This window comes from Gammaproteobacteria bacterium, from assembly GCA_029882975.1.
GTDB lineage: Bacteria > Pseudomonadota > Gammaproteobacteria > SZUA-152 > SZUA-152 > JAJDNG01.
Genome location: JAOUJW010000005.1, coordinates 73932 through 93072, shown reverse-complemented (window position 1 = coordinate 93072; position 19141 = coordinate 73932). Strand labels below are relative to the sequence as shown.

Annotated in this window: 14 protein-coding genes; 8 read left to right on the top strand and 6 right to left on the bottom strand. The window is 45.1% G+C overall.

Annotation, left to right across the window (positions count from 1 at the left end):
- The first annotated feature begins 817 nt into the window (after window positions 1-817).
- The 6 genes from OEY58_05475 to OEY58_05450 all read left to right on the top strand — a co-directional run bounded on the left by OEY58_05475 (window position 818) and on the right by OEY58_05450 (window position 8613).
- A complete protein-coding gene (locus OEY58_05475) occupies window positions 818-1417 on the top strand; it encodes a heme NO-binding domain-containing protein (protein ID MDH5324895.1) in 600 nt (199 codons plus the stop codon).
- 240 nt (window positions 1418-1657) lie between these two features.
- Window positions 1658-2551, top strand: coding sequence for a rhodanese-like domain-containing protein (locus tag OEY58_05470; GenBank protein MDH5324894.1), 894 nt, complete (start codon window positions 1658-1660; stop codon window positions 2549-2551).
- A gap of 468 nt (window positions 2552-3019) precedes the next feature.
- Window positions 3020-3961, top strand: coding sequence for a tripartite tricarboxylate transporter substrate binding protein (locus OEY58_05465; GenBank protein ID MDH5324893.1), 942 nt, complete (start codon window positions 3020-3022; stop codon window positions 3959-3961).
- A 105-nt stretch (window positions 3962-4066) separates the two neighbouring features.
- Window positions 4067-4585 (top strand): tripartite tricarboxylate transporter TctB family protein, encoded by a 519-nt coding sequence (locus OEY58_05460; GenBank protein MDH5324892.1) that lies wholly within the window; start codon window positions 4067-4069, stop codon window positions 4583-4585.
- A 29-nt stretch (window positions 4586-4614) separates the two neighbouring features.
- Window positions 4615-6156, top strand: a complete 1542-nt coding sequence (locus tag OEY58_05455; GenBank protein ID MDH5324891.1) for a tripartite tricarboxylate transporter permease — start codon at window positions 4615-4617, stop codon at window positions 6154-6156.
- Window positions 6157-6222: 66 nt separating this feature from the next.
- Window positions 6223-8613, top strand: a complete 2391-nt coding sequence (locus tag OEY58_05450) for a hypothetical protein (protein MDH5324890.1) — start codon at window positions 6223-6225, stop codon at window positions 8611-8613.
- Between the two features lie 78 nt (window positions 8614-8691).
- Here OEY58_05450 and OEY58_05445 read toward each other — a convergent pair whose 3' ends face one another.
- The gene (locus tag OEY58_05445; protein MDH5324889.1) at window positions 8692-9600 is read right to left on the bottom strand and encodes a substrate-binding domain-containing protein; all 909 of its coding nucleotides are present in this window, start codon (window positions 9598-9600) and stop codon (window positions 8692-8694) included.
- 885 nt (window positions 9601-10485) lie between these two features.
- Between OEY58_05445 and OEY58_05440 the strand changes: the two genes are divergently transcribed.
- Entirely contained in the window at window positions 10486-12033 is a 1548-nt protein-coding gene (locus OEY58_05440; protein ID MDH5324888.1) for a transglutaminase-like domain-containing protein, read from the top strand.
- Window positions 12034-12047: 14 nt separating this feature from the next.
- Here OEY58_05440 and rimK read toward each other — a convergent pair whose 3' ends face one another.
- From rimK to OEY58_05415, 5 genes are all read right to left on the bottom strand, one after another.
- Window positions 12048-12965: a 30S ribosomal protein S6--L-glutamate ligase gene (gene rimK / locus OEY58_05435; GenBank protein MDH5324887.1), complete on the bottom strand. Its 918-nt coding sequence runs from the start codon at window positions 12963-12965 to the stop codon at window positions 12048-12050.
- A 119-nt stretch (window positions 12966-13084) separates the two neighbouring features.
- Window positions 13085-14416 carry a magnesium transporter gene (locus OEY58_05430; GenBank protein ID MDH5324886.1) on the bottom strand — a complete coding sequence of 444 codons (1332 nt, stop codon included), beginning with the start codon at window positions 14414-14416 and terminating at the stop codon, window positions 13085-13087.
- A 48-nt stretch (window positions 14417-14464) separates the two neighbouring features.
- Entirely contained in the window at window positions 14465-15280 is an 816-nt protein-coding gene (locus OEY58_05425; protein ID MDH5324885.1) for a CBS domain-containing protein, read from the bottom strand.
- Window positions 15281-15401: 121 nt separating this feature from the next.
- Entirely contained in the window at window positions 15402-17138 is a 1737-nt protein-coding gene (locus tag OEY58_05420; GenBank protein MDH5324884.1) for a histone deacetylase family protein, read from the bottom strand.
- 101 nt (window positions 17139-17239) lie between these two features.
- Window positions 17240-18082, bottom strand: coding sequence for a mechanosensitive ion channel (locus OEY58_05415; protein MDH5324883.1), 843 nt, complete (start codon window positions 18080-18082; stop codon window positions 17240-17242).
- A 270-nt stretch (window positions 18083-18352) separates the two neighbouring features.
- Here OEY58_05415 and OEY58_05410 point away from each other — a divergent pair, with 270 nt between their 5' ends.
- Window positions 18353-19132 carry a peptidase gene (locus OEY58_05410; protein ID MDH5324882.1) on the top strand — a complete coding sequence of 260 codons (780 nt, stop codon included), beginning with the start codon at window positions 18353-18355 and terminating at the stop codon, window positions 19130-19132.
- Window positions 19133-19141: the final 9 nt, after the last annotated feature.

Sequence of the window (19141 nt, the reverse complement as noted above, 5' to 3'; positions counted from 1 at the left end):
TGAAATACTTTTTTTAGACGAATTATGTTACGACGAATTCAACCCAACAATCGACCCGCCCTTATGCTGATATTTTCCACCGGGTCGGCGAAATGCGAAACTATGCAAATCGAAACTATGCAAATCGAAACTATGCAAATCGAAACTATGTAAATCCTAACTTAGCTTTGTCGGATTCACTCAGCCGACACTATCAGTATTTTACCGAGTCGTGTCCGGAAGCGGTATCCACGATAACAAAGAGTGTACCTTTTAGTCTACATTAGTCAATCAGAATATGGGCATCATCCTATAACAACACAGCTCTAACAGCGTCGTTGGTCTTGTGCGACTTTTTGCCATCCCCCACACTATTTAGTACCGATAGTACCAACTTAAATTTTAGGCTCCATCCCCTACCCCCAATTAAAATCATCGTTAAAGGTCCTGACGGTAGAGTAATAGAATTATTCCTCTACCGCGTTTATTTAGCTTCACTGCGCATATAGATCCTGTACACGCGTTTGTAATTCCTGCCACGCGATTCGCGCTTGACTATTTTACAATAGGTTCGTGAAACCCGGATGTTGGTTGGTCAGGACTGATATTCAGAGCCAACAGAGCCCGGCAACCTATCGACTGCCCGGCTTTCTTTTGTCTGTACAAATATCATACATTTATATGTTTAATAGCAGATATTCGCTTGAGATGGTGTTCCAGGTCAATAAAACGTTTATAAATCAAAGCAATTTCTAATTTCTCATTTAATGTATATGATATACTACATTCATAATTTCTTTCCTGAGAGAATTATTTTAAAAAAGGGGGAAGGTTTTCCATGTACGGTATGATATTTGATTTTTTGCGGGAGTACGTAGAGGAACGCCATGGAGGCAGGGAGACTTGGAATGCACTGCTCAAGGCCAATCACAAAGAATACAAAATTTACTTTCCCAGTATTGAATACCCCGATCGTGAAATTGTTGCATTGGCCGTTACTGCGGCAAATACTTTGCGCCTGCCCTTAAGTGCCGTGTTGGAAGACTTTGGGGCATTCCTGGCGACACGCCTGTTGAGTTTTTATCATATGTATATTAATAACGACCGCTGGCGGTCGTTTGAAGTAATAGAGAACGCCGGCGGTTGCATTCATCACGCAATCAACCGGCACAATCCAAATCGAAAACCTCCTAAACTTATCACCAATCGTGACGCTGAGGGATTGATGTTGTTGCAGTACCAATCCCATCGAAAGTTATGTCACGTGGTCAAGGGAATAGTACGTGGCCTTGGTGATCATTTTCACGAAAAAATCACTATCACTGAGACTCAATGCATGCTCGATGGCGCTGACAGTTGCATTATGCATCTGGAACGCCAGGAAATTTCCAGGCCTACCAAAAAAAGTCGGCAGCCGGTTGGGGAAGCGGTTAATTGATAGTTATTGCCCTGCACTTTGACCCAGCTTAGTCACCGCTCCCCTTAGCACTTGTTCACACAAATGCCTGAGAATATGCCTTCTATTTTTTAATAAGCCTTGTCCACGTATGGAATAAATCCTAACGTTTTTTCTTAAGTTTTTCTTAAAACGGGCGTAAAGCTCAAAAAGGACCAACCGGAAATGAACTGGCATTTTCGTTCACGGGACAACTAATCACAATAGAAATAGGAGTATAAAGTGGCGAAGAACACACTGTGGGCTAAACTCGCAGGAGCTGCACTATTCATGTATACAGCTCCCACCCTCGCCAATTTAGGTGCTTATGGCGATGTCCAGACATTGTCTGTCAACCAACTTGCCAAACGGTTGAATGAAGTTGTTGTTGTCGATGTACGCTCACCATTGGAATATCAGTTGTTACATATTAAGGGCGCGATCAATATCCCGGTTATTAACTGGCGATTTGGAAAAAAGATTCGCGCTCTAACTGCCAAATCAGACAAAGCGATCGTGTTTTACTGTGGCGATTCGAGCTGTACGGATTCCTACAATGCAGCCCACAAAGCCAAAACCAGGTACCAAGTGAAAAAAACCTATGCCTTAAAAAGTGGCATGCTTGCCTGGCTAAATGCTTACCCGGACTTAGCTACATTACGTGGTAAATCACCGGTCAAATCCACTGACCTTATTTCAGAAACCGACTTCCAATCCCGTGTAGTCAAACCTATGGCGTTTGAAAAATATATCAATAAGGATGCATTGCTTCTTGATGTACGTGCAGGTGTAGAACGCGAAGGTGTGGGTATATTTTTCGGCCATGAAGAGTGGGTAGACATCAATAGAGAGAAGGAAATACGCGCGTTCTTAGTTCAGGCCAAGGCCTCAGGCAAGCCCCTGCTGGTCTATGACAATGAAGGTCACCAGACTCGCTGGCTGCAGTACGCTCTTGAGGACCTGGGTATTAAAGAATATTACTTTCTCGACAGTGGTGCACTAGGCTACCAACAAATGGTTAGAAATATGCACAAAGGTGATTGGGACCGTCGCCGATTAGTTCCTGCGATGGAAAACGGTGATCATAATCAGGCCAAAAGCAAGGATAATAGTGTATCGAAGCATCATGGGCATTGATTGTATTGTTGCGCCGTTGTTCCAGTCCCACATGAGCGTCAGTCATCATCTGAGCAAAAGTTCCTCACTCAACCTTACGACCAATCACCTACGCAGGCTGTTCCACCCTACCCAAGTTAAACACCCTCTTAAATCTCGCCAGTTTAGTTATTTAGCTTTTTATAATTAACTTAATTTATTATGGATAACTTTAATGAGTTTGTCGCCTGGGCGACAGACAGCATAACAAATATTCATTAAATAAGGGGGTGGTATTTAACATATTTTCCACTTTGTCATATTGTTCTAACAAACACGATAAAAATGAAAAATTATGACATTGCAACAATACAGTTAATATCCACGTTCTAAAGTGCAGATTTTATTGAGGGAGACCAATAAATCTAACCCGATTTACGTTTGTAAAGCGAAGAATAATTCCCGTTCCGGAATTTAAAACACCGGAAAATAATCTAAATGGAGAACTAAATGAGAAAAACTTTGTACCTCATTATTGGCCTGGTGATGGTAATGGCCACCACCAACATTAGCGCAAAAGACTACCCCACTCGACCCATTACTTTCATGACTATGACCCAACCGGGTGCGCAGATTGACCGTCTGACACGTGGACTGGGACAAAGAATGAGTAAAATACTGGGCCAGCCGATTAATGTGAAAAATGTAACCGGGTCTCATGGTACTGTTATGGCCACCGAGTTAAGCAGAGCCAAAGCGGATGGGTACTCAGTCGGGGTAACTTCTCTGACGGCTTATACTTATGCACCGCATCATGCCAAGTTAAGCTATGCGCCAAAGGATTTTGATTTTCTAACGTTGATTGCATTGAACTCCAGTGGTTTCATCTCTAAAGCGGATAAGCCGTGGAAAACCCTGAAGGAAGCCTTTGACTGGGCCAAGAAAAACAACAACGGTAAAATGCGCGCTATGTTCCATGGGGCGGATGATAAAGATGCAATCGTTCGTATGGCCAAGAAAGAAGGCGTACAGTTAGCATTACTGCCGTCGAAAGGCGGTCCTTCAGTGATTCAGGCGGTCACCGGGGATCATGTGGACGTGGGCTATGTCGGCGCTATTTTGTACAAACATGTTGAGGCCGGTACGATAAAATTAATTGCAGCCGCCCTGGGTGAACGCTTACCACCAATACCCGATGTACCTACATTGCGTGAACAGGGCTACGATGAGCAAGTGGAGATGATTGTCGCCCTGGTTGCCCCTAAAGGGATCAGCAAGGAAGCCAAATCCAAGCTACTGTCGGCCGCAGACCAACTGGCGAATGATAAAGAAACACAAACATTTATTACCGACAATTTGAAAATGCGTCCTGTTAAATGGGGTGAAGCCCACGCCGATAAAACTGTGAAAGATCTGGATAAAACATTCGCTCATCAAGCGAAAATGAAATAGTAATTAGTGCTTTTCAACGCCCTTTGCAATCGCCAGACAAGGTTTAACTGTCTGGCGATTGTCGTTAAACGGTTTTAAGAGTATCTGTTGTAGAGGAATGTAGTTGTGACAAGAATAAAAAGAGACTCGATTGCTTATTTGGTTATAATCGGGTTTAGTGTTTTTATGCTTGCCTGGGGTATACCTAATCAAACACCAGAGTACCCGGGTTACGGCGCTTCATCTTCTTTAGTGCCAAACGTGGTCGTTAGTATTATGCTATTTATGGCATGTCTGTCCCTCACTATAATCCTAACCGCGCATTATTTCAAAAAACCACTCCCAACAGAGGAATGTGAATTTCCAGAAGATTTAAGCGATGGCGGAGGTTTTACTCAGATTGGTCGAATCAAGCTGCGCTATTTGAGTATGGTAATGATTCCCAGCATTCTGTTTGTAGTAGCAATTGAGTATGTTGGCTACGTTATCGCGTCGTTCGCATATTTGCTACTATTGCAGTATTTACTTGGAAGTCGCCGCTGGTTGCAAGTCACTCTGCTTGCATTTATTTTAATGGCGGCACTCTACATTACGATGCGGTATGGATTTGGTGTACCGATTCCGGGACCACAGCTTTTCGAATAATTAAAACAACAGGTGGAAGTTAACAACCTATGGAAATGATATTAGCGGGATTGCTGGATTCTTTACAACCGGCCAGTCTTATGTTTGTCTTTGTTGGGGTGGCGATTGGTGTGTTAGTTGGGGCCATCCCGGGTATTAACGGCCCCATGGCCATTGCCCTGTTTATCCCTATTACCTATTACATGACACCACTGACTGCCATTGGATTTCTGGTAGGTTTGAACAAGGGTGCGTTCTATGGTGGTGCGATTTCAGCAGTATTACTGCGAACACCGGGCACACCCGAGGCTGCGGCTACCTCGTGGGATGGCTATCCACTGACACAGCAAGGTAAGGGTGAAAAAGCCTTACGCATGGCCCTCTACAGTTCGGTAGCCGGCGACTTTATATCGACCATTATTTTGATACTGGTAGCGGCTCCATTGGCAAAGGTAGCTTTATACATGGGGCCGGCAGAAATTTTCGCACTTATTTCACTTGCGCTCACCGTGATCGCAGGGATTGGGACCAATTCTATAGGTCGCGGCTTGATTGCCGCATCGTTTGGTATTTTACTGGGATTAATTGGTACTGAACCGGTTACCGCATTACCCAGGCTCACATTTGATGTGTATCAGTTAGGTAGTGGTCTATCCTTGATTCCAGTGGCCATAGGCCTTCTGGCCTTTTCAGAGATTTTAATTCAACTGGAAAAGTTTGCAGGTAAAGGTGATGTTGTGCAGTCAGCCAATGTCTTTTCTACCAAGTTTGAAGATCGATTCATTTCTCTCAAGGAATTTTTAGGCAACACCAGAACGCTGCTACGCGGTACCTTTATCGGTGTTGGCGTGGGTGCAATGCCGGGGCTGGGCGCGCCGGTTGCGTCGTTTATGTCCTATGATCAGGCAATGAAACGTTCAAAACATAAAGACGAGTTTGGAAAAGGTCGTCTGGAGGGCATTGCCGCATCCGAATCAGCCAACAGCTCCGTTGTCGCATCCAGTTTGATTCCTTTGTTCGTATTGGGAATACCGGGTAACCTTGCGGCAGCAATGTTAATGGGTGCCTTTATGATCCATGGCATGCAGCCCAGCCCATTATTATTCAAAGAAAACGCGCAATTGATGTATGGCATCTACGGCAGTTTGGTGCTGGCCAGTCTGTTCCTGCTCATTATCGGTCGTGTCGGTTTACGTCTTTTTTGTAAAGCCGTGGATATTCCCGCACTCATTTTGTATCCGATTGTCATTTTTACCTGCATCATGGGGGCCTATCTGGGTAAGTCATCCATGTTTGATGTTGGCGTAATGCTGGCCTTTGGGTTTATCGGCTATTTTATGCGGAAATTCGATTATTCCTACGTCGCATTGTTGATTGGATTCATCCTTGCCCCGGAATGGGAACGTAAGTTACAGCAGGTCGTGATTCTCTCTGAGCACGATGCCTATATGTTTTTTACACGCCCATTGGCCATGATTTTGATGGCGCTGACCTTTTTTGTTATTGCCCGGACCTTCTGGATCAGTATTAACGCCAAACGCAAGAAAAAAGTTGAAAAAGCCGCCGCTCTTGAACAGGCAAAAAACGGATAGTGAATGCAGGTTTTTTAAAGAATTTCGACGCCACGATTAGAGTTTAAGAAAAGAGGTTATGTAACGATGAAAAAAATGACAGATGCCGAATTAAAGAAGAAACTGGGCAACACCTATACCGCTCCGCCCGGTTTGTACCAAAAAACCAAGGATATGTCCTTTCTGGGCAGTGTGACATGTAATATAGAAGAAATTGTCGCAGGTTCATGGCAAGAAGTGGTGATTGTTTACACCCTGGGGCAATCTGGCATGGCAGACGGTTCCTGGTTTAAGGCCACCTTCCGTTTTTATTCTGACTGGGAACTGTTCCAGACTACTGATCCAAAGGCTGCCAATTATGTCTCAGCTGAATATCACGCCTGTCCAACCTTAGAAGGACAAAGCCCGGCATCCGTACAGAAACTGTCAGTCCGTTTTGATCAGAAAGGTCATGAGCGTCCTTTTCAGAAGGCCATTATTGTGGATACCTTTGATGGTTATCTAAAAGCGGGCGATCAAATTGTGATTCGTATGGGTGACCGTCGCTTTGGCGGGCCCGGTACACGGGTACAGACCTTTACCGAGCAGGACTTCAAATTTCGCTGTTATGTGGACCCACTGGGCACATCTCGCTTTGCGGCGGTAGAACCCGATCTGGTTGTTAACATCAAACCCGGTGCACCGGCCTTATTGCAATGGGCCGGTTCACGTGTGGTGAAACAAGGTGAGAAGTTACCCCTACGTGTGCGTGCAGAGGATGAATGGGGTAACACCTGCTGGAACCAGCCGGAAAAAGTACATGTGACAGCGAGCCTGAATGGCAAAGAATGTTATAAGAAAGACATCACGATGCCACAATCCGGCTGGTGTGTTTCTTTACTTGACGATGTTCCAACCGACAAGGCCGGCGAATTGGTAATAACCGCAAGCATGGCAGAACATAGTGCGGTTAAGGATCAAACCTTTTATGTTACCATCGACAAGGATCTGGCCTTTCCACGCATCTTCTATACTGATCTGCATGTGCACTCCAATGACACCATTGGTACTAATTCAACCGAATACAACCTGACTTATGGCCGTGATGTTACGGGACTTGATGTGCTGGCCTTTGCTCATAATGACTTCAACATTACCACAGAACGCTGGCAGGAAACCGTGAAACTCATCCGGCAAATATGCAAAGATGGTGAGTTTATCGCCTACCCCGGAACAGAATGGTGCGGCAGTTCCTGTGCCGGAGGAGATCACAACGTAATCTTCCTGCACGACGATGAACCTGAATTCCCCTTTCTAAAAGACGGCACTCACGTACGCTCCGTTGACTGGAACGAAGACTCCGGTACCACTGAAGCCATTCCCGGCGCATGGCCATTGGAAGAACTCTGGGCCGCCTATATTGATAATCCTGAAGGGCACTTGTTAACACCACATGTGGGTGGACGGCGTTGTATTCTTGACTGGCATCATCCCGAACTGGAAAAACTGATAGAGATTGGTTCCTCTTGGGGGCACTTCGGTTGGCTCTACCAGGAGGCCATGGAGCGCGGTTACAAGATCGGTGCCAGTATGGCCGGTGATGAACACCGCGGTCGTTGCGGGGGTGGTGTACCCGGTACCGCTGTGTTTGGCACCAAGGGTGGCATATCCGGTGTGATTTCACCGGCTTTAACACGCAAGGACATAGGCGTCGCCCTGCGTCAACGCCATACCTTTGCCTCTACCGGTGAACGTACCTTTGGTGTGATTACCTGCGGCGAATATCTAATGGGAGATGAGTTTGAACACAAGGGTGCAGCACAGGTGAACTACCGTTTTCTTGGTGATCGAGGTTGGGATAAATTGATAGCCTATGATCATACCGGCGAAATCTGGCGACGTAACTTACAGGAAGAACTGGGTTACTCAGATCGCATGATCCGTTTCCGCTGGGGGGGCGCACGTATCAAAGACCGTTATCGTTGGGCGGTCTGGAAAGGCAAAATCACTATCACCAATGGCATCATCAATGAATTCATTGGTCTTGGTTTTGAGCACCTGGAAGAAACCTGTTGGCGTGAAAATGCCACCACTGTGGGATTTAAAAGTGATACCTACGGCGATGTAGACGCCATTGAACTGGACGTCACCAATATTGAGACTGCTCACTTTAAAATCGAGGGTACTATCGACGGTTATGTGAAAGTCGGTGACCCTTTAAAAGGCAACCCCTTTATCCACTGCCCAACTTTTACTTGGGAATTTACCGGTAAGGAATTATTGGAAGCGGCCAGCCTGAAAAAACCACTGCCGGGTGTTGACATGTTTCTGGCCATGGATCGAATCAGTGACAGTGCACCACCGCGTGAGGTCACCGGCAACTTTGAAGTCAGCCCCAACAATGGCCCACACGGTCACCGGCCCGTCTATATGGTGGCGCATCAGGGAGATGATGCCAAAGTCTGGACCTCTGCCCTATTCATCAACTTTAAAAAGTAGTAGTAGGTTAAAAATGGTCACAACCTCGGCCTGCGCCGGGGTTCTTTCTGTACCAGGACCCTTTCTGAGCCACAGCTATTAGGGACGATCCAGACCGTGACGTGAATAGATTTCTGTGGTCTGATCGGAAAATAGATGTACCATTAAAGCTTCCACAAAGGGATTGTCGGGGTTCACCACTGCTACATGATAGTCCGTCAGGTGATGAGCCGCCGTGGCAGCAGGCGCGTCAGAGGTTCCACCCAAGGGCAGTATCTCAAATAGATCGGGGAAAATACGGGTGTAACGCAGCGCCAGGTGATAGTACAACACCGCGACGTCAGCCCTGTTAGCGGCAAGCGCCTGTGGCAATTCGCGATGATGAATGCGTTGGCCATACACCATATTATTCAGTTCATTGGCGAACAGCTTTTCAAATTGATGGGAATCACCCTGTTCCACCGCTAGATTAAGCACGGTCTCAGAATAAACTTGATAACTCGCTTTCTCCGTTTTCGGGTTGGATATAAACACCCGCACATCACTGCGCAGTAAGTCATGAATGCCGCTTATCTTGCGCGGGTTACCTTTGCGTACCAGCATCACATTACAGCGGCTGCGCATAAACAGCTTTGGCGAGTGCACTCGCCCTTCCTCCGCCATTTTAGACAAGATGTTGTCGGGGCCAATAAACACATCCGGTTGACGTGACAAGGTTAAATTACCAAGATGCAACCTGCCATGTTGCATCAGCTCCACCAAAACGCCGGGCGGGGTCGTCGCGTAGAAAATATCCTCCAGATCAGGTTGGTAGGACAGGAAGGTCTGTAGGGTTTCCTCAAGCGCCATGTGATGATTGCCATCCGAAAACACCGCCAACCCGGCTCGGCAGGGATCGCCGTGAAAATCCAGACAAAGATTGGATTCTGATTGAAACCAGCGCTGCTGTGGGTCAAGCGACCTTGCCGATTCAAAGGGCCAATCCAAGGTTATACTGTGATCATCCATAGCGAAACAGAATACAATCTAAGCTAAACCACTGCAAGTCATTGCAATGACCCTTCTGGAAACCGCACACCTTGGTTATGTACCCCAAATCAAGTTACAAACATATACATCGACATTTGCTTCCTCTCCTCCGTCCGTGAGTCTTGGAGTTTCACGTGACGAACCTTGGCTCCTCATCAGTATTCATTTTGTGTGACAAGATGGTTTCGTAAGGTGCTTCAATTCAACGTCAACCAAATATTGGCCGGCCAGAAAACTTCGACCTATTAGCACTGGATAATTAAATTTAGCCCGATTCACGATATTCACTTCTACAACCTTGTATATATTACCTAGGCATATTCCCAACTTGACCACAGGACGTTTTTGACTGGATTCGTTTTCTCTCAATTTCACATTCGTCATACGGTACAACGGTTCTTCAATAACCATGGTTCCGCCACTTTTATTATTTAAGGAAAAACGAACCCACTCCACTCCATTTTTTTTAAAAATCTGATAACTCTCTGAATGAATGGATGAGTGTATTGCGCCACTGTCTATTTTTGCAGTTAAAATAAAATTCTTCTGGGTTATCGCTATGTGCTCGATCCAGCCACTGATTTGTTTACTATTCGCATGGACTGGTGTGACTGATGACAATAGCAGTACAAAAACCAATGTTTTCGACTTCGCCATCATTTTGCATAAAAATATATACATGTGTTTCGATACGGTCTTGTATAATTTATGGGAGCACATGGGCTGTATGTTATTTAATCAATTCACTCCATGCTACTAACATTATGCATCTAATATGGCATGAATAAAACGTCAAAAAATCGATTTAGTCATAAATTTACGCTCATAATCGCTACTATTTTAGTCCTATTTGGATTAAGCATTATGGTCATTCGCAATTTTTCCACACAGGACACCGCCGTACCTACCGGCGATTTGATCTGGAAAATTATCATTTCAACAGAATTCAATGCCGCTAAAGATCCAAGCTATTTTCATATAGCACTACTAAAGGAATCCCCTTTCATTAAAATAATGAGTCAAGCCATATCTCACCCAAATATTAGTATTGAGCATATCGTTCAGAATTACACAAACGAAATCAGGGCTATTGCAGATAAGACAGGTAAACAAGAGTTAAATATAGAATTCGTTATTCATGCCGGTAATCAAAAACGTTGGTTTAGCAAACACCAACCAAGAAAGGGGTTGACTGTACAGCAAAGAGAATTATACCTCAGAGACATAAACGGTATGAACTTATTCGATACCGCATTTTCCGAGGTTCTTTCTACATTAAGGGAACGTGTTACGGACCTAGCCGCACTTGAGCAAGAAATATACAGATATGTGTATAAGCATATCGTTTTAGATCCTAAATTAGCCTATCAGGATGTGCCAACTACACTAAAACTGCGAAGGGGCAATGCCTTGGCCAAAACCATGGCGTTTGTTGCCTTGGCGCGTGCCAGTAAGATTCCCGCTCGCTTGGTCACAGGGATTGAGCTACAAGAAGCCATTGATTCGGAACTCCTATACTGGGCAGAACTGTATTCTGATGGTCAATGGCAGCCCTATGACCTGGAACACGGTTATACCTTGGAACTTCCGCCGAATTATATTGCTTTTGCATTTGATCGCGATACAGTAAGTTATTTCGAAGATCCGACGCCTATCGAAACAACAATTGATGTTGAGTTGATGCCATCCTCATCCGGTACGTTTGGCGACAATATTCAATTTCTACGGGTAATAGACTTGACCCGTCTTGCTGTTGCAACACAACAACTATTAGCCATATTGCTCATTCTTCCACTGTGTGCGCTCATCACACAAATATTTAGACAAATCGTTGGTGTCAAAACATTCGGCACTTTCAGTGCTTCACTTCTGGCTCTATCGATATACTATGCTGACTGGATCACAGTTGCCGTCATCTTAACTACAGTAGGCATTATTGGTTTGGGGGGGCGCAGCCTGATCGCAGAAGGTTTTACCCGAATACCAAGGCTAGTCATTATTTTCACATTGGTAGCGATGAGTATGGCTTTTGCGATATCTCTCATGGACTATTTGAATATGAATCCTGCGGCTAATGCGGTATTACTACCCATCGTGATTCTTGTTACTTTAGTAGACCGAATATATGCAACTCAAGAAGAGCGTGGTATGACGGTAACTGTTTATCGTGCTGCCTGGACTGCTGTGGTTGCGTTTTTCTGTTTTCTACTATTCCAAATCGACTGGTTAAAACAGCTTGTTCTGGTTAATCCTGAAATTCACTTTTTCACATTAGCACTTGTGCTTATCATATCCAGCTATTCATCTACAACCATTATTGACAAGCCTGCTTTCCAATTATTGCGCGAACCAACCAAAGAAAAGTCCAATAGTGCCAAAAGTAAAGAAAAAGAACCCTCCGAAACCGAGTAAACTGCGTCGTCAGTTTACCCTTTACCTTTGGGTTTGTTTGGCCCGGACTTAGAGTCGTTCTCGATATACTCTATTATTTTGCCGGCAACATCAATGCCTGTCGCATTTTCTATCCCTTCCAACCCAGGTGAAGAGTTTACTTCGATAACCAGCGGACCGTGGGCTGAACGTAAAATATCGACACCGGCTAGATCGAGCCCCATGACGCGAGCCGCATTGATGGCAAGTCGCCTTTCTGCCGTTTGTAATTTTACCACTTCAGCGCTGCCGCCCCGGTGTAAATTGGAACGATACTCTCCTTTCGCAGCTTTTCGTTGCATCGCAGCAATGACTTTATCACCTACAACAAAACAGCGTATATCGGAGCCACCTGCTTCTTTGATGAACTCCTGAACTAAGAAATCCGTACCTATACCGCGGAACGCATTGATCAGCGCTTCTGCCGCTTTTTTGGTTTCTGCCAACAGGACTCCATTGCCTTGAGTACTTTGGGTGAGTTTGACAATCAACGGCGCGCCACCGACGGATTCGATGAGACTGTTGGTCGCTTTTGCGGAGTTAGCATAACTTGTTACCGGCTGACCTATGCCCTTTCGCGCTAACAATTGATGGGCGCGCAATTTGTCCCTGGATCGTGTTATGGCGATAGACTCATTGATGGAATATACATGAGCCACTTCGAATTGTCTGAGCACAGCGCATCCGTAAGTCGTAACGCTGGCACCAATGCGCGGAATGACCGCATCAAACTCCAGTTCCTCTACATTTTCGCCTTTGCTTTGATAGAAGACATTCGGATCGTTTGCTGTAATATTCATGAAACATTTAAGCACGTCTACGACTCTCACTTCATGATTCCGCTCCTGAGCCGCTTCGACCAGGCGGCGGGTGGAATATAGCTTACGATTTCTGGAAAGTATTCCGATTTTCATACTATTATCCTGGTTAATTCTACTACTCGACCTTGTATCAGATGCTCGTTAGATAGCAGAGTTGACGTGTGTGCAAAATGCAGATTTAGAAAATCTGGCACTAGTTTAACACAATTCTATTATCCTGTTGGCAACATGCTTGATAACAAAGTGGCAATACCTAAAAATGATGCAAATCCGGCGATATCTGTCACAGTGGTTAGTACAATAGAAGACGACTGCGCAGGATCAAGCCCAAACTTCTTTAATAAAACCGGCACCAATGCCCCCGAAGCACAGGCAATAATAAGCGATGCGATCATTGATAGTGCCATTACTAATGACAACCCAATCGATCGACTCCAAATCCAAACCCCGATTGAGCAGGTAATAGCGATAGCCACGCCATTCAAGAATCCAACCATCCCTTCCTTTTTTAATACTTGCCACCAATGACGCGTTGTTATTTCTTTTAGCGTGAGTCCGCGCATCGTTACGGCAAGTGCTTGCGCCCCCGCGTTTCCACTCTGCCCCGCTGCTACCGGTAATAAGATAGCCAGCGCGGTAAACTTAGCGATCATACCTTCAAACGCACCGACCACAGCAGCTGCAGCGAACGCAGTTAGTAAGTTGATCTGCAACCAAGGCATGCGTTGGCGAAATGCAAACCAGCTACTGGATAACGCACGTTCGTCTTTACTCGCGCCCACCATTACTGCCATTTCTGAGGCCAAGTCTTCTTTGGTCTGTTGATAGATGTCTGAGTCCCGAATGACGCCAACCAAAGTATCGTTGACATCCAGTACGGGTAATAACGCCACTTTTAACCCTTCGAACTTTTCAATCACCTCGTCTTTCGGGTCCAGCGCATATAGAAAGTGCGAGATAGGCTTGATAAGCCGATTTACTTTTTGGTTCGGTTTAGCTAGGATCAAAGCACCGATATCCACTGTACCCACCAACTGATTGCTTTTGTTGCGTAGGAAAAAGGCGTCCATTTTTTCAGGATGGCGCATTCTAATCTGATTGAGAACCTCTTCGACAGTTAGCGTGTTATCAAATATCTGAATTTTGGTATCCATTATTCGACCTGCCGTATCATCCGGATAATCCAGGATATCGATAAATTCATCGTATATAAGCTTGTGTTCGGCTGCCAGCTTCTGCAGTAGGGCGTTTTGCAACTCCGATTCAAGCCGAGCCAGTAATGTTGCTGCCATATGTACGTCCAGTTTTACCAACAAATCTACTGCTTTGTCATGCGGCCAGTCTTGCAAGAGTTTCTCACTAAGGCCCGCTGGAATGTAGGAAAACAAGGAAACCAATACATGAGTAGGCAGTCCGGATAGAAAGTTTGCCGCGTCTTGCATGGGTGTTTTGGCAATTTCTCTGGCTGCTTTTACAGGATACTGAATCAAGTAAGTATTGGTAAGAAGTTGTGCTGTTTCTTTTAGATGGGCTGTCGTCGTCATTGACTCTCCAGTTTACGATTGCTTGCTTGTGTTCGTGAATACCACACTTTAATCGATACTTTCCCGGACCGCTTCAAATAAGCCTTGCATACTTTCTCCATAAGCTTGAAAGAAATCCAAGGCCATGCCTCCAGCCGGTTCCCGCACCTGCGTTTGTACTGACAGAATCCGTCGAATCCGGCTATACCAGATTACACCTATAAATTCTCTGCGCCGATTCACAACGGCGGCAATATCATGCTCCATCCAGAGCGTATGATTAATAGCGGTTGTTAAAGCCATACGCCCTAATATCACACCAACATTCTTTTCAGAAATGCTCTCAACGGTCGCTGTTTGAGGGCTGCGCAATAACTCTGTTACCGACAAAGAACCTGTTGGACGATGCTGATCATCAACAACGAGAATAATTCGATCTTCTTTATAATTTTTACGTTTTAATCGTTTAATCGCATCTTCTACCGACATATCACCGGGAAACACAGGAACATGAATTTCTATCCAAGCACCCACCATCTCATTGCTGTACGACAATAACAACTGACAGGCCGTGCGTCGTTTTACGTGAAGTTGACTCAGAATTTCATCTAATCTGGACTTTTCCATATGACGCAAAATGGCACATAACTGATTATTCGCCATCTCACTTAACCATATGACGGCGGTACTTAGATCGGTGGCCAGCAGGATTTCCGCACACGCTGATGGCTGCATTTCTTTTAAAACAGCAACCACCTGGGACAGTGGTGCATTAGAAAGAAACCGGGCTGTATCTTTGGGTTCAAGTTCTTCCAGCAGACGCGCGGCGGCTTTTGCTTCTTGTTTGAGAAAGCTAAAAGCAAACTGATAAACTATCTCTGACATAGTAATTTCCTATTTTTCCTTACTCTGCCTAATACTACTTTACTATTTGTTGGATACCATTCCCTGGTGCTAGTCTGCTTGTCAATGACATATTCCATGTTCAGCCCTTATCTATGTGGAACTATCTAAACCCCTGCCACAAACCTTCAAAAAAATGACGTGCATTTCGCCCCAACGTACGTGTTAAATAACCGCCTTCTTGCACTATAAGTGTCGGTAATTTCAGAGCGCCAATCTTTCGGCCGTTTTCATGGTAATCCTTTGCTTGCAGTTGCCAAGTCCCGGTCGGATCTGATTTAGCGGTATCCAAACCGAGGGCCACCACCAAGTACTCAGCCCCGAATCTCTTTATATTCTTTAACGCCTGCTCTAATGTACGATGGTAGCGTTCAACGGTTATGTGCGCCGGCAAGGGATAATTTATATTGTATCCCAAACCATCTCCTTCCCCTTTCTCGTCTGCAAAACCGGAAAAATGCGGATAAGCGAAATCTGGATGTCCGTGAATGGATACGGTCAACACATCAGCTCGTTTATAGAAAATATCCTCGGTTCCGTTGCCATGATGAAAGTCTACATCCAGTACAGCTACCCGGCCGTAGTGACTGAGATAGTTGGCAGCAATGGCACTGGAATTAAAGTAACAGAACCCGCCAAAAGCACGGCGTTCGGCATGATGTCCTGGGGGACGCACTAGTGCATAAGCAATCTGACCTCCATTGAGAATTACCGTAGCACCAGTCATGGCGCAATCCACGGCGCCTCGCGCCGCCAGGTAGGCGTTTTTGTTAAAAGGCGTAAAGGTGTCCATGCAGTAATACCCGATCTGTAGCTCTGGATCTTTAGGCGGACGAAACGAGTTTCGTAGCGGGAAAATGATAGGATAAAATGATTTACCTTCAGGTAAGCGCTTACACGTTCGCTGGAAGTAATCCACGTATTGGCGATCATGCACCTGTTTTATGAACTTTAATGGAAAAGAATTAGGTTTTATTTGGTTGAATAATTGAGTTTTGGAAAGTTCTTTAAGTATGACCGGAATACGGACGGGTGCTTCAACGTAACCTTTGTCAGTCACATGGTGAATATCATGACCGGAATTTACCACCAGGGAGATAGGTGGATGTTGTTTGGGCGCAGCTTTTTTTTCTACCGTCTTGGTCTTCTTAATATACCGCGGCGCGCGAAATTGTATAGGATCATCGCTAAAGGACTTAGCCACCGCGTCAATGTGCTGAGGGTCAAGTAAAGCACCGTATTTTCTATCCAATATCGCGCGTACAATTTTTCGCAGAAAAATACATCTTAACGGTTGGTCACGACCCAGAGCATCGTACATTAAGAAATAAAGATCCTCGTCACCTTCATATACTGGCCCGTTGTAAATGTTATTTATTATAGGAAACACGTTGTAACGCTCATAAAACCGAAGCCGTTGCTGATTCTGCTTTAAAATCGTACTATCAGATACAACGCCGGGGTCATCAATACTGCATTCAAAAAATAAACCTTTTAAACCTAGTTGAACAGATTCCAATTGAACTCGCTCGTAAAGTATGCCGCCAACACCACCTCCTGTAGTACCGGGAGCGGCGCTAATCAACTCCAGATAACCAATGTGCAAATCTGACATATGCAACAGCATGGCGAAACCTTTAACTTTACCGTGTGCATTCTCAGCCACGAAGAGAATGGAGCGATAACGGTATTGAAGCGGATCGTCAAGCTGTTTGGACAGTTTTAGCAGCTCTTCTTTGCGGGTGAGTGGAAACTGATGCGTCATAATGGCTCTCACCTGCTTAATTGCATCTTGATTGGCAACAGGGGTGGAGTCAAAAATCTTTCTAATTCGAAACATACTGATCCTGGTCTTAGTCTTGGAAAAGCGGAGTTTACATATAGTAAATGAACATTTAAATAAGGTAATAACTACGCATAAAAGAAATTTTGAGATAGATTCTAATTAGCAGAACCCGATTTAACACGACCTATGCGTTGCATAATTAGACTCGCCGGGATCATAATGCGCTCATTCTGCGATTCAATTACCAACATGGTACCTTTGATTTCCACAAGCACCCCTTCTATATTGGCAATCTTAATTTCGTCACCTAATTGAAACAGCTTGTTGGCTTGCTGCGCTCCAATAATGTTAGCGACTAAATATTTTGCGCCAAAGGCAAACGCCAATGAAAATCCACTGAGCAGGATGGCTGAAACGATTATGAAAAGCTCTGTGAAGAATTGGATATTAATACCCAATTGTTCAACGCCGATAACAATGGCAGTGAAAAACACCACAAATTGAGCACTTCTACCGATCCACAAGGCCTGCTTCATACCCGCCGATTCGGCGGCGGACGCAACCATCAGCTTAATCGCATTGCTGATAAGGTATCCGCCGATCATGATCAACAAGCCTACTACTAATCGAGGAAGGTAAAGCAGTAACTGTTGTACCCATTTGGACACCATGTCCAAGCCCAGGCTATTGGCGCTGGCCGCAATAAAGAACAGCAGTACAAACCAAAATACAATTTTGGATATTGCTTCAACGTAGGACTGACGGTATTTAATGTCCGAGCGGACAATAAAAGAGGGAAACAGACGAATCAGCAAACTTTCCAGTAATTTGACACCGGTTCGAGCCAGTTTCGACAGTAAATAAGCTATTAGACCGCCAATGAATAAAAGTAGAAATGCACCCAGCAGCTTTGGCGTGTACACAATCAGTTGACTCAACAATTGTTCATAGGTCGACAGGAGTAATTCCTGCCAATCGCGGGCTTGCTCAGGTTTCATAAAATATCCTCAATCCCTATGTAGTTATATGCTCCAAGGAGCGTTAAACTGAGTATGGAGTAAGTTTGTAATAATTACCAAAAAGTGAAAACAACAAGTTTAAAAATTCATACAGAAAATATCCGAACACAAGTTCAATAGCCGTACTATCATTTATAAAATGCCTGGATACAAATCCATTGACCGCCACACCATTTGGATGCACTATTACTGGGCTATGGCCAAACTGGCCAACATCAGTAACATATTGTTTTATCAAGGATTAATCGTATGACTTATTGTGTAGCCATCGCCGCTGACAACGGTCTGGTTTTCTGTTCGGACTCTCGAACCAATGCAGGGCCCGATATGCTGTCATCCTACAGTAAAATGCATGTATTCACCCCCAACCGGGAACGCATGTTTGTGGTTTTGACCTCAGGCAACCTGGCAACAACACAGTCCATAATTTCTCGTTTAGAATCTGACTTAGAAGATTCAGAGCCCGTGAATTTGAGTACCTGCGTCCGCATGGTGGACGTGGCGAAATATGTGGCCAAGGTCAGCCGAGAAGAACAAGCAACCGCTCAGGCTTCCACCGCCGCGGCTGGAGTAGATACGTCAGCGTCTTTGATTCTAGGTGGTCAAATCAAGGGAGCACCACCAGCCATTTTCATGATTTATTCCGCCGGGAATTTTATTACCGATTCGGACGAAACCCCGTTTTTGCAGATTGGCGAAAGCAAATACGGCCGTCCCATATTGGACCGCATTCTCACCCGCGAAACTGAGTTGGAAGATGCCGTTCGTTGTGCTTTGGTTTCCATGGATTCCACCATCAAATCCAACGCCACTGTAGGGCCTCCCATTGAAGTGCTGGTCTACGAAAAGGATACCTTTGAGAGCAATCACTATCTGCGCCTTGAAGAGAATGACGAGTACCTGCTGGAGATACGGCAAAAGTGGAACGAAGCACTAAAACTCTCTTTTTCCGAATTACCGCGGGTGGAATGGGAAAAACGTACCACAGGGGCCCAAGTCCATCAGTTGGTACGCAATGATGAACATTAAACCTTTTTT

Bases quoted from the DNA above. Each gene is read 5' to 3' on its own strand.
- OEY58_05475 (MDH5324895.1), top strand. From the start codon at position 818: ATGTACGGTATGATATTTGATTTTTTGCGGGAGTACGTAGAGGAACGC.
- OEY58_05465 (MDH5324893.1), top strand. From the start codon at position 3,020: ATGAGAAAAACTTTGTACCTCATTATTGGCCTGGTGATGGTAATGGCC.
- OEY58_05455 (MDH5324891.1), top strand. From the start codon at position 4,615: ATGGAAATGATATTAGCGGGATTGCTGGATTCTTTACAACCGGCCAGT.
- OEY58_05450 (MDH5324890.1), top strand. From the start codon at position 6,223: ATGAAAAAAATGACAGATGCCGAATTAAAGAAGAAACTGGGCAACACC.
- OEY58_05445 (MDH5324889.1), bottom strand. From the start codon at position 9,600: ATGGATGATCACAGTATAACCTTGGATTGGCCCTTTGAATCGGCAAGG.
- OEY58_05440 (MDH5324888.1), top strand. From the start codon at position 10,486: ATGGTCATTCGCAATTTTTCCACACAGGACACCGCCGTACCTACCGGC.
- rimK (MDH5324887.1), bottom strand. From the start codon at position 12,965: ATGAAAATCGGAATACTTTCCAGAAATCGTAAGCTATATTCCACCCGC.
- OEY58_05430 (MDH5324886.1), bottom strand. From the start codon at position 14,416: ATGACGACGACAGCCCATCTAAAAGAAACAGCACAACTTCTTACCAAT.
- OEY58_05425 (MDH5324885.1), bottom strand. From the start codon at position 15,280: ATGTCAGAGATAGTTTATCAGTTTGCTTTTAGCTTTCTCAAACAAGAA.
- OEY58_05420 (MDH5324884.1), bottom strand. From the start codon at position 17,138: ATGTTTCGAATTAGAAAGATTTTTGACTCCACCCCTGTTGCCAATCAA.
- OEY58_05415 (MDH5324883.1), bottom strand. From the start codon at position 18,082: ATGAAACCTGAGCAAGCCCGCGATTGGCAGGAATTACTCCTGTCGACC.
- OEY58_05410 (MDH5324882.1), top strand. From the start codon at position 18,353: ATGACTTATTGTGTAGCCATCGCCGCTGACAACGGTCTGGTTTTCTGT.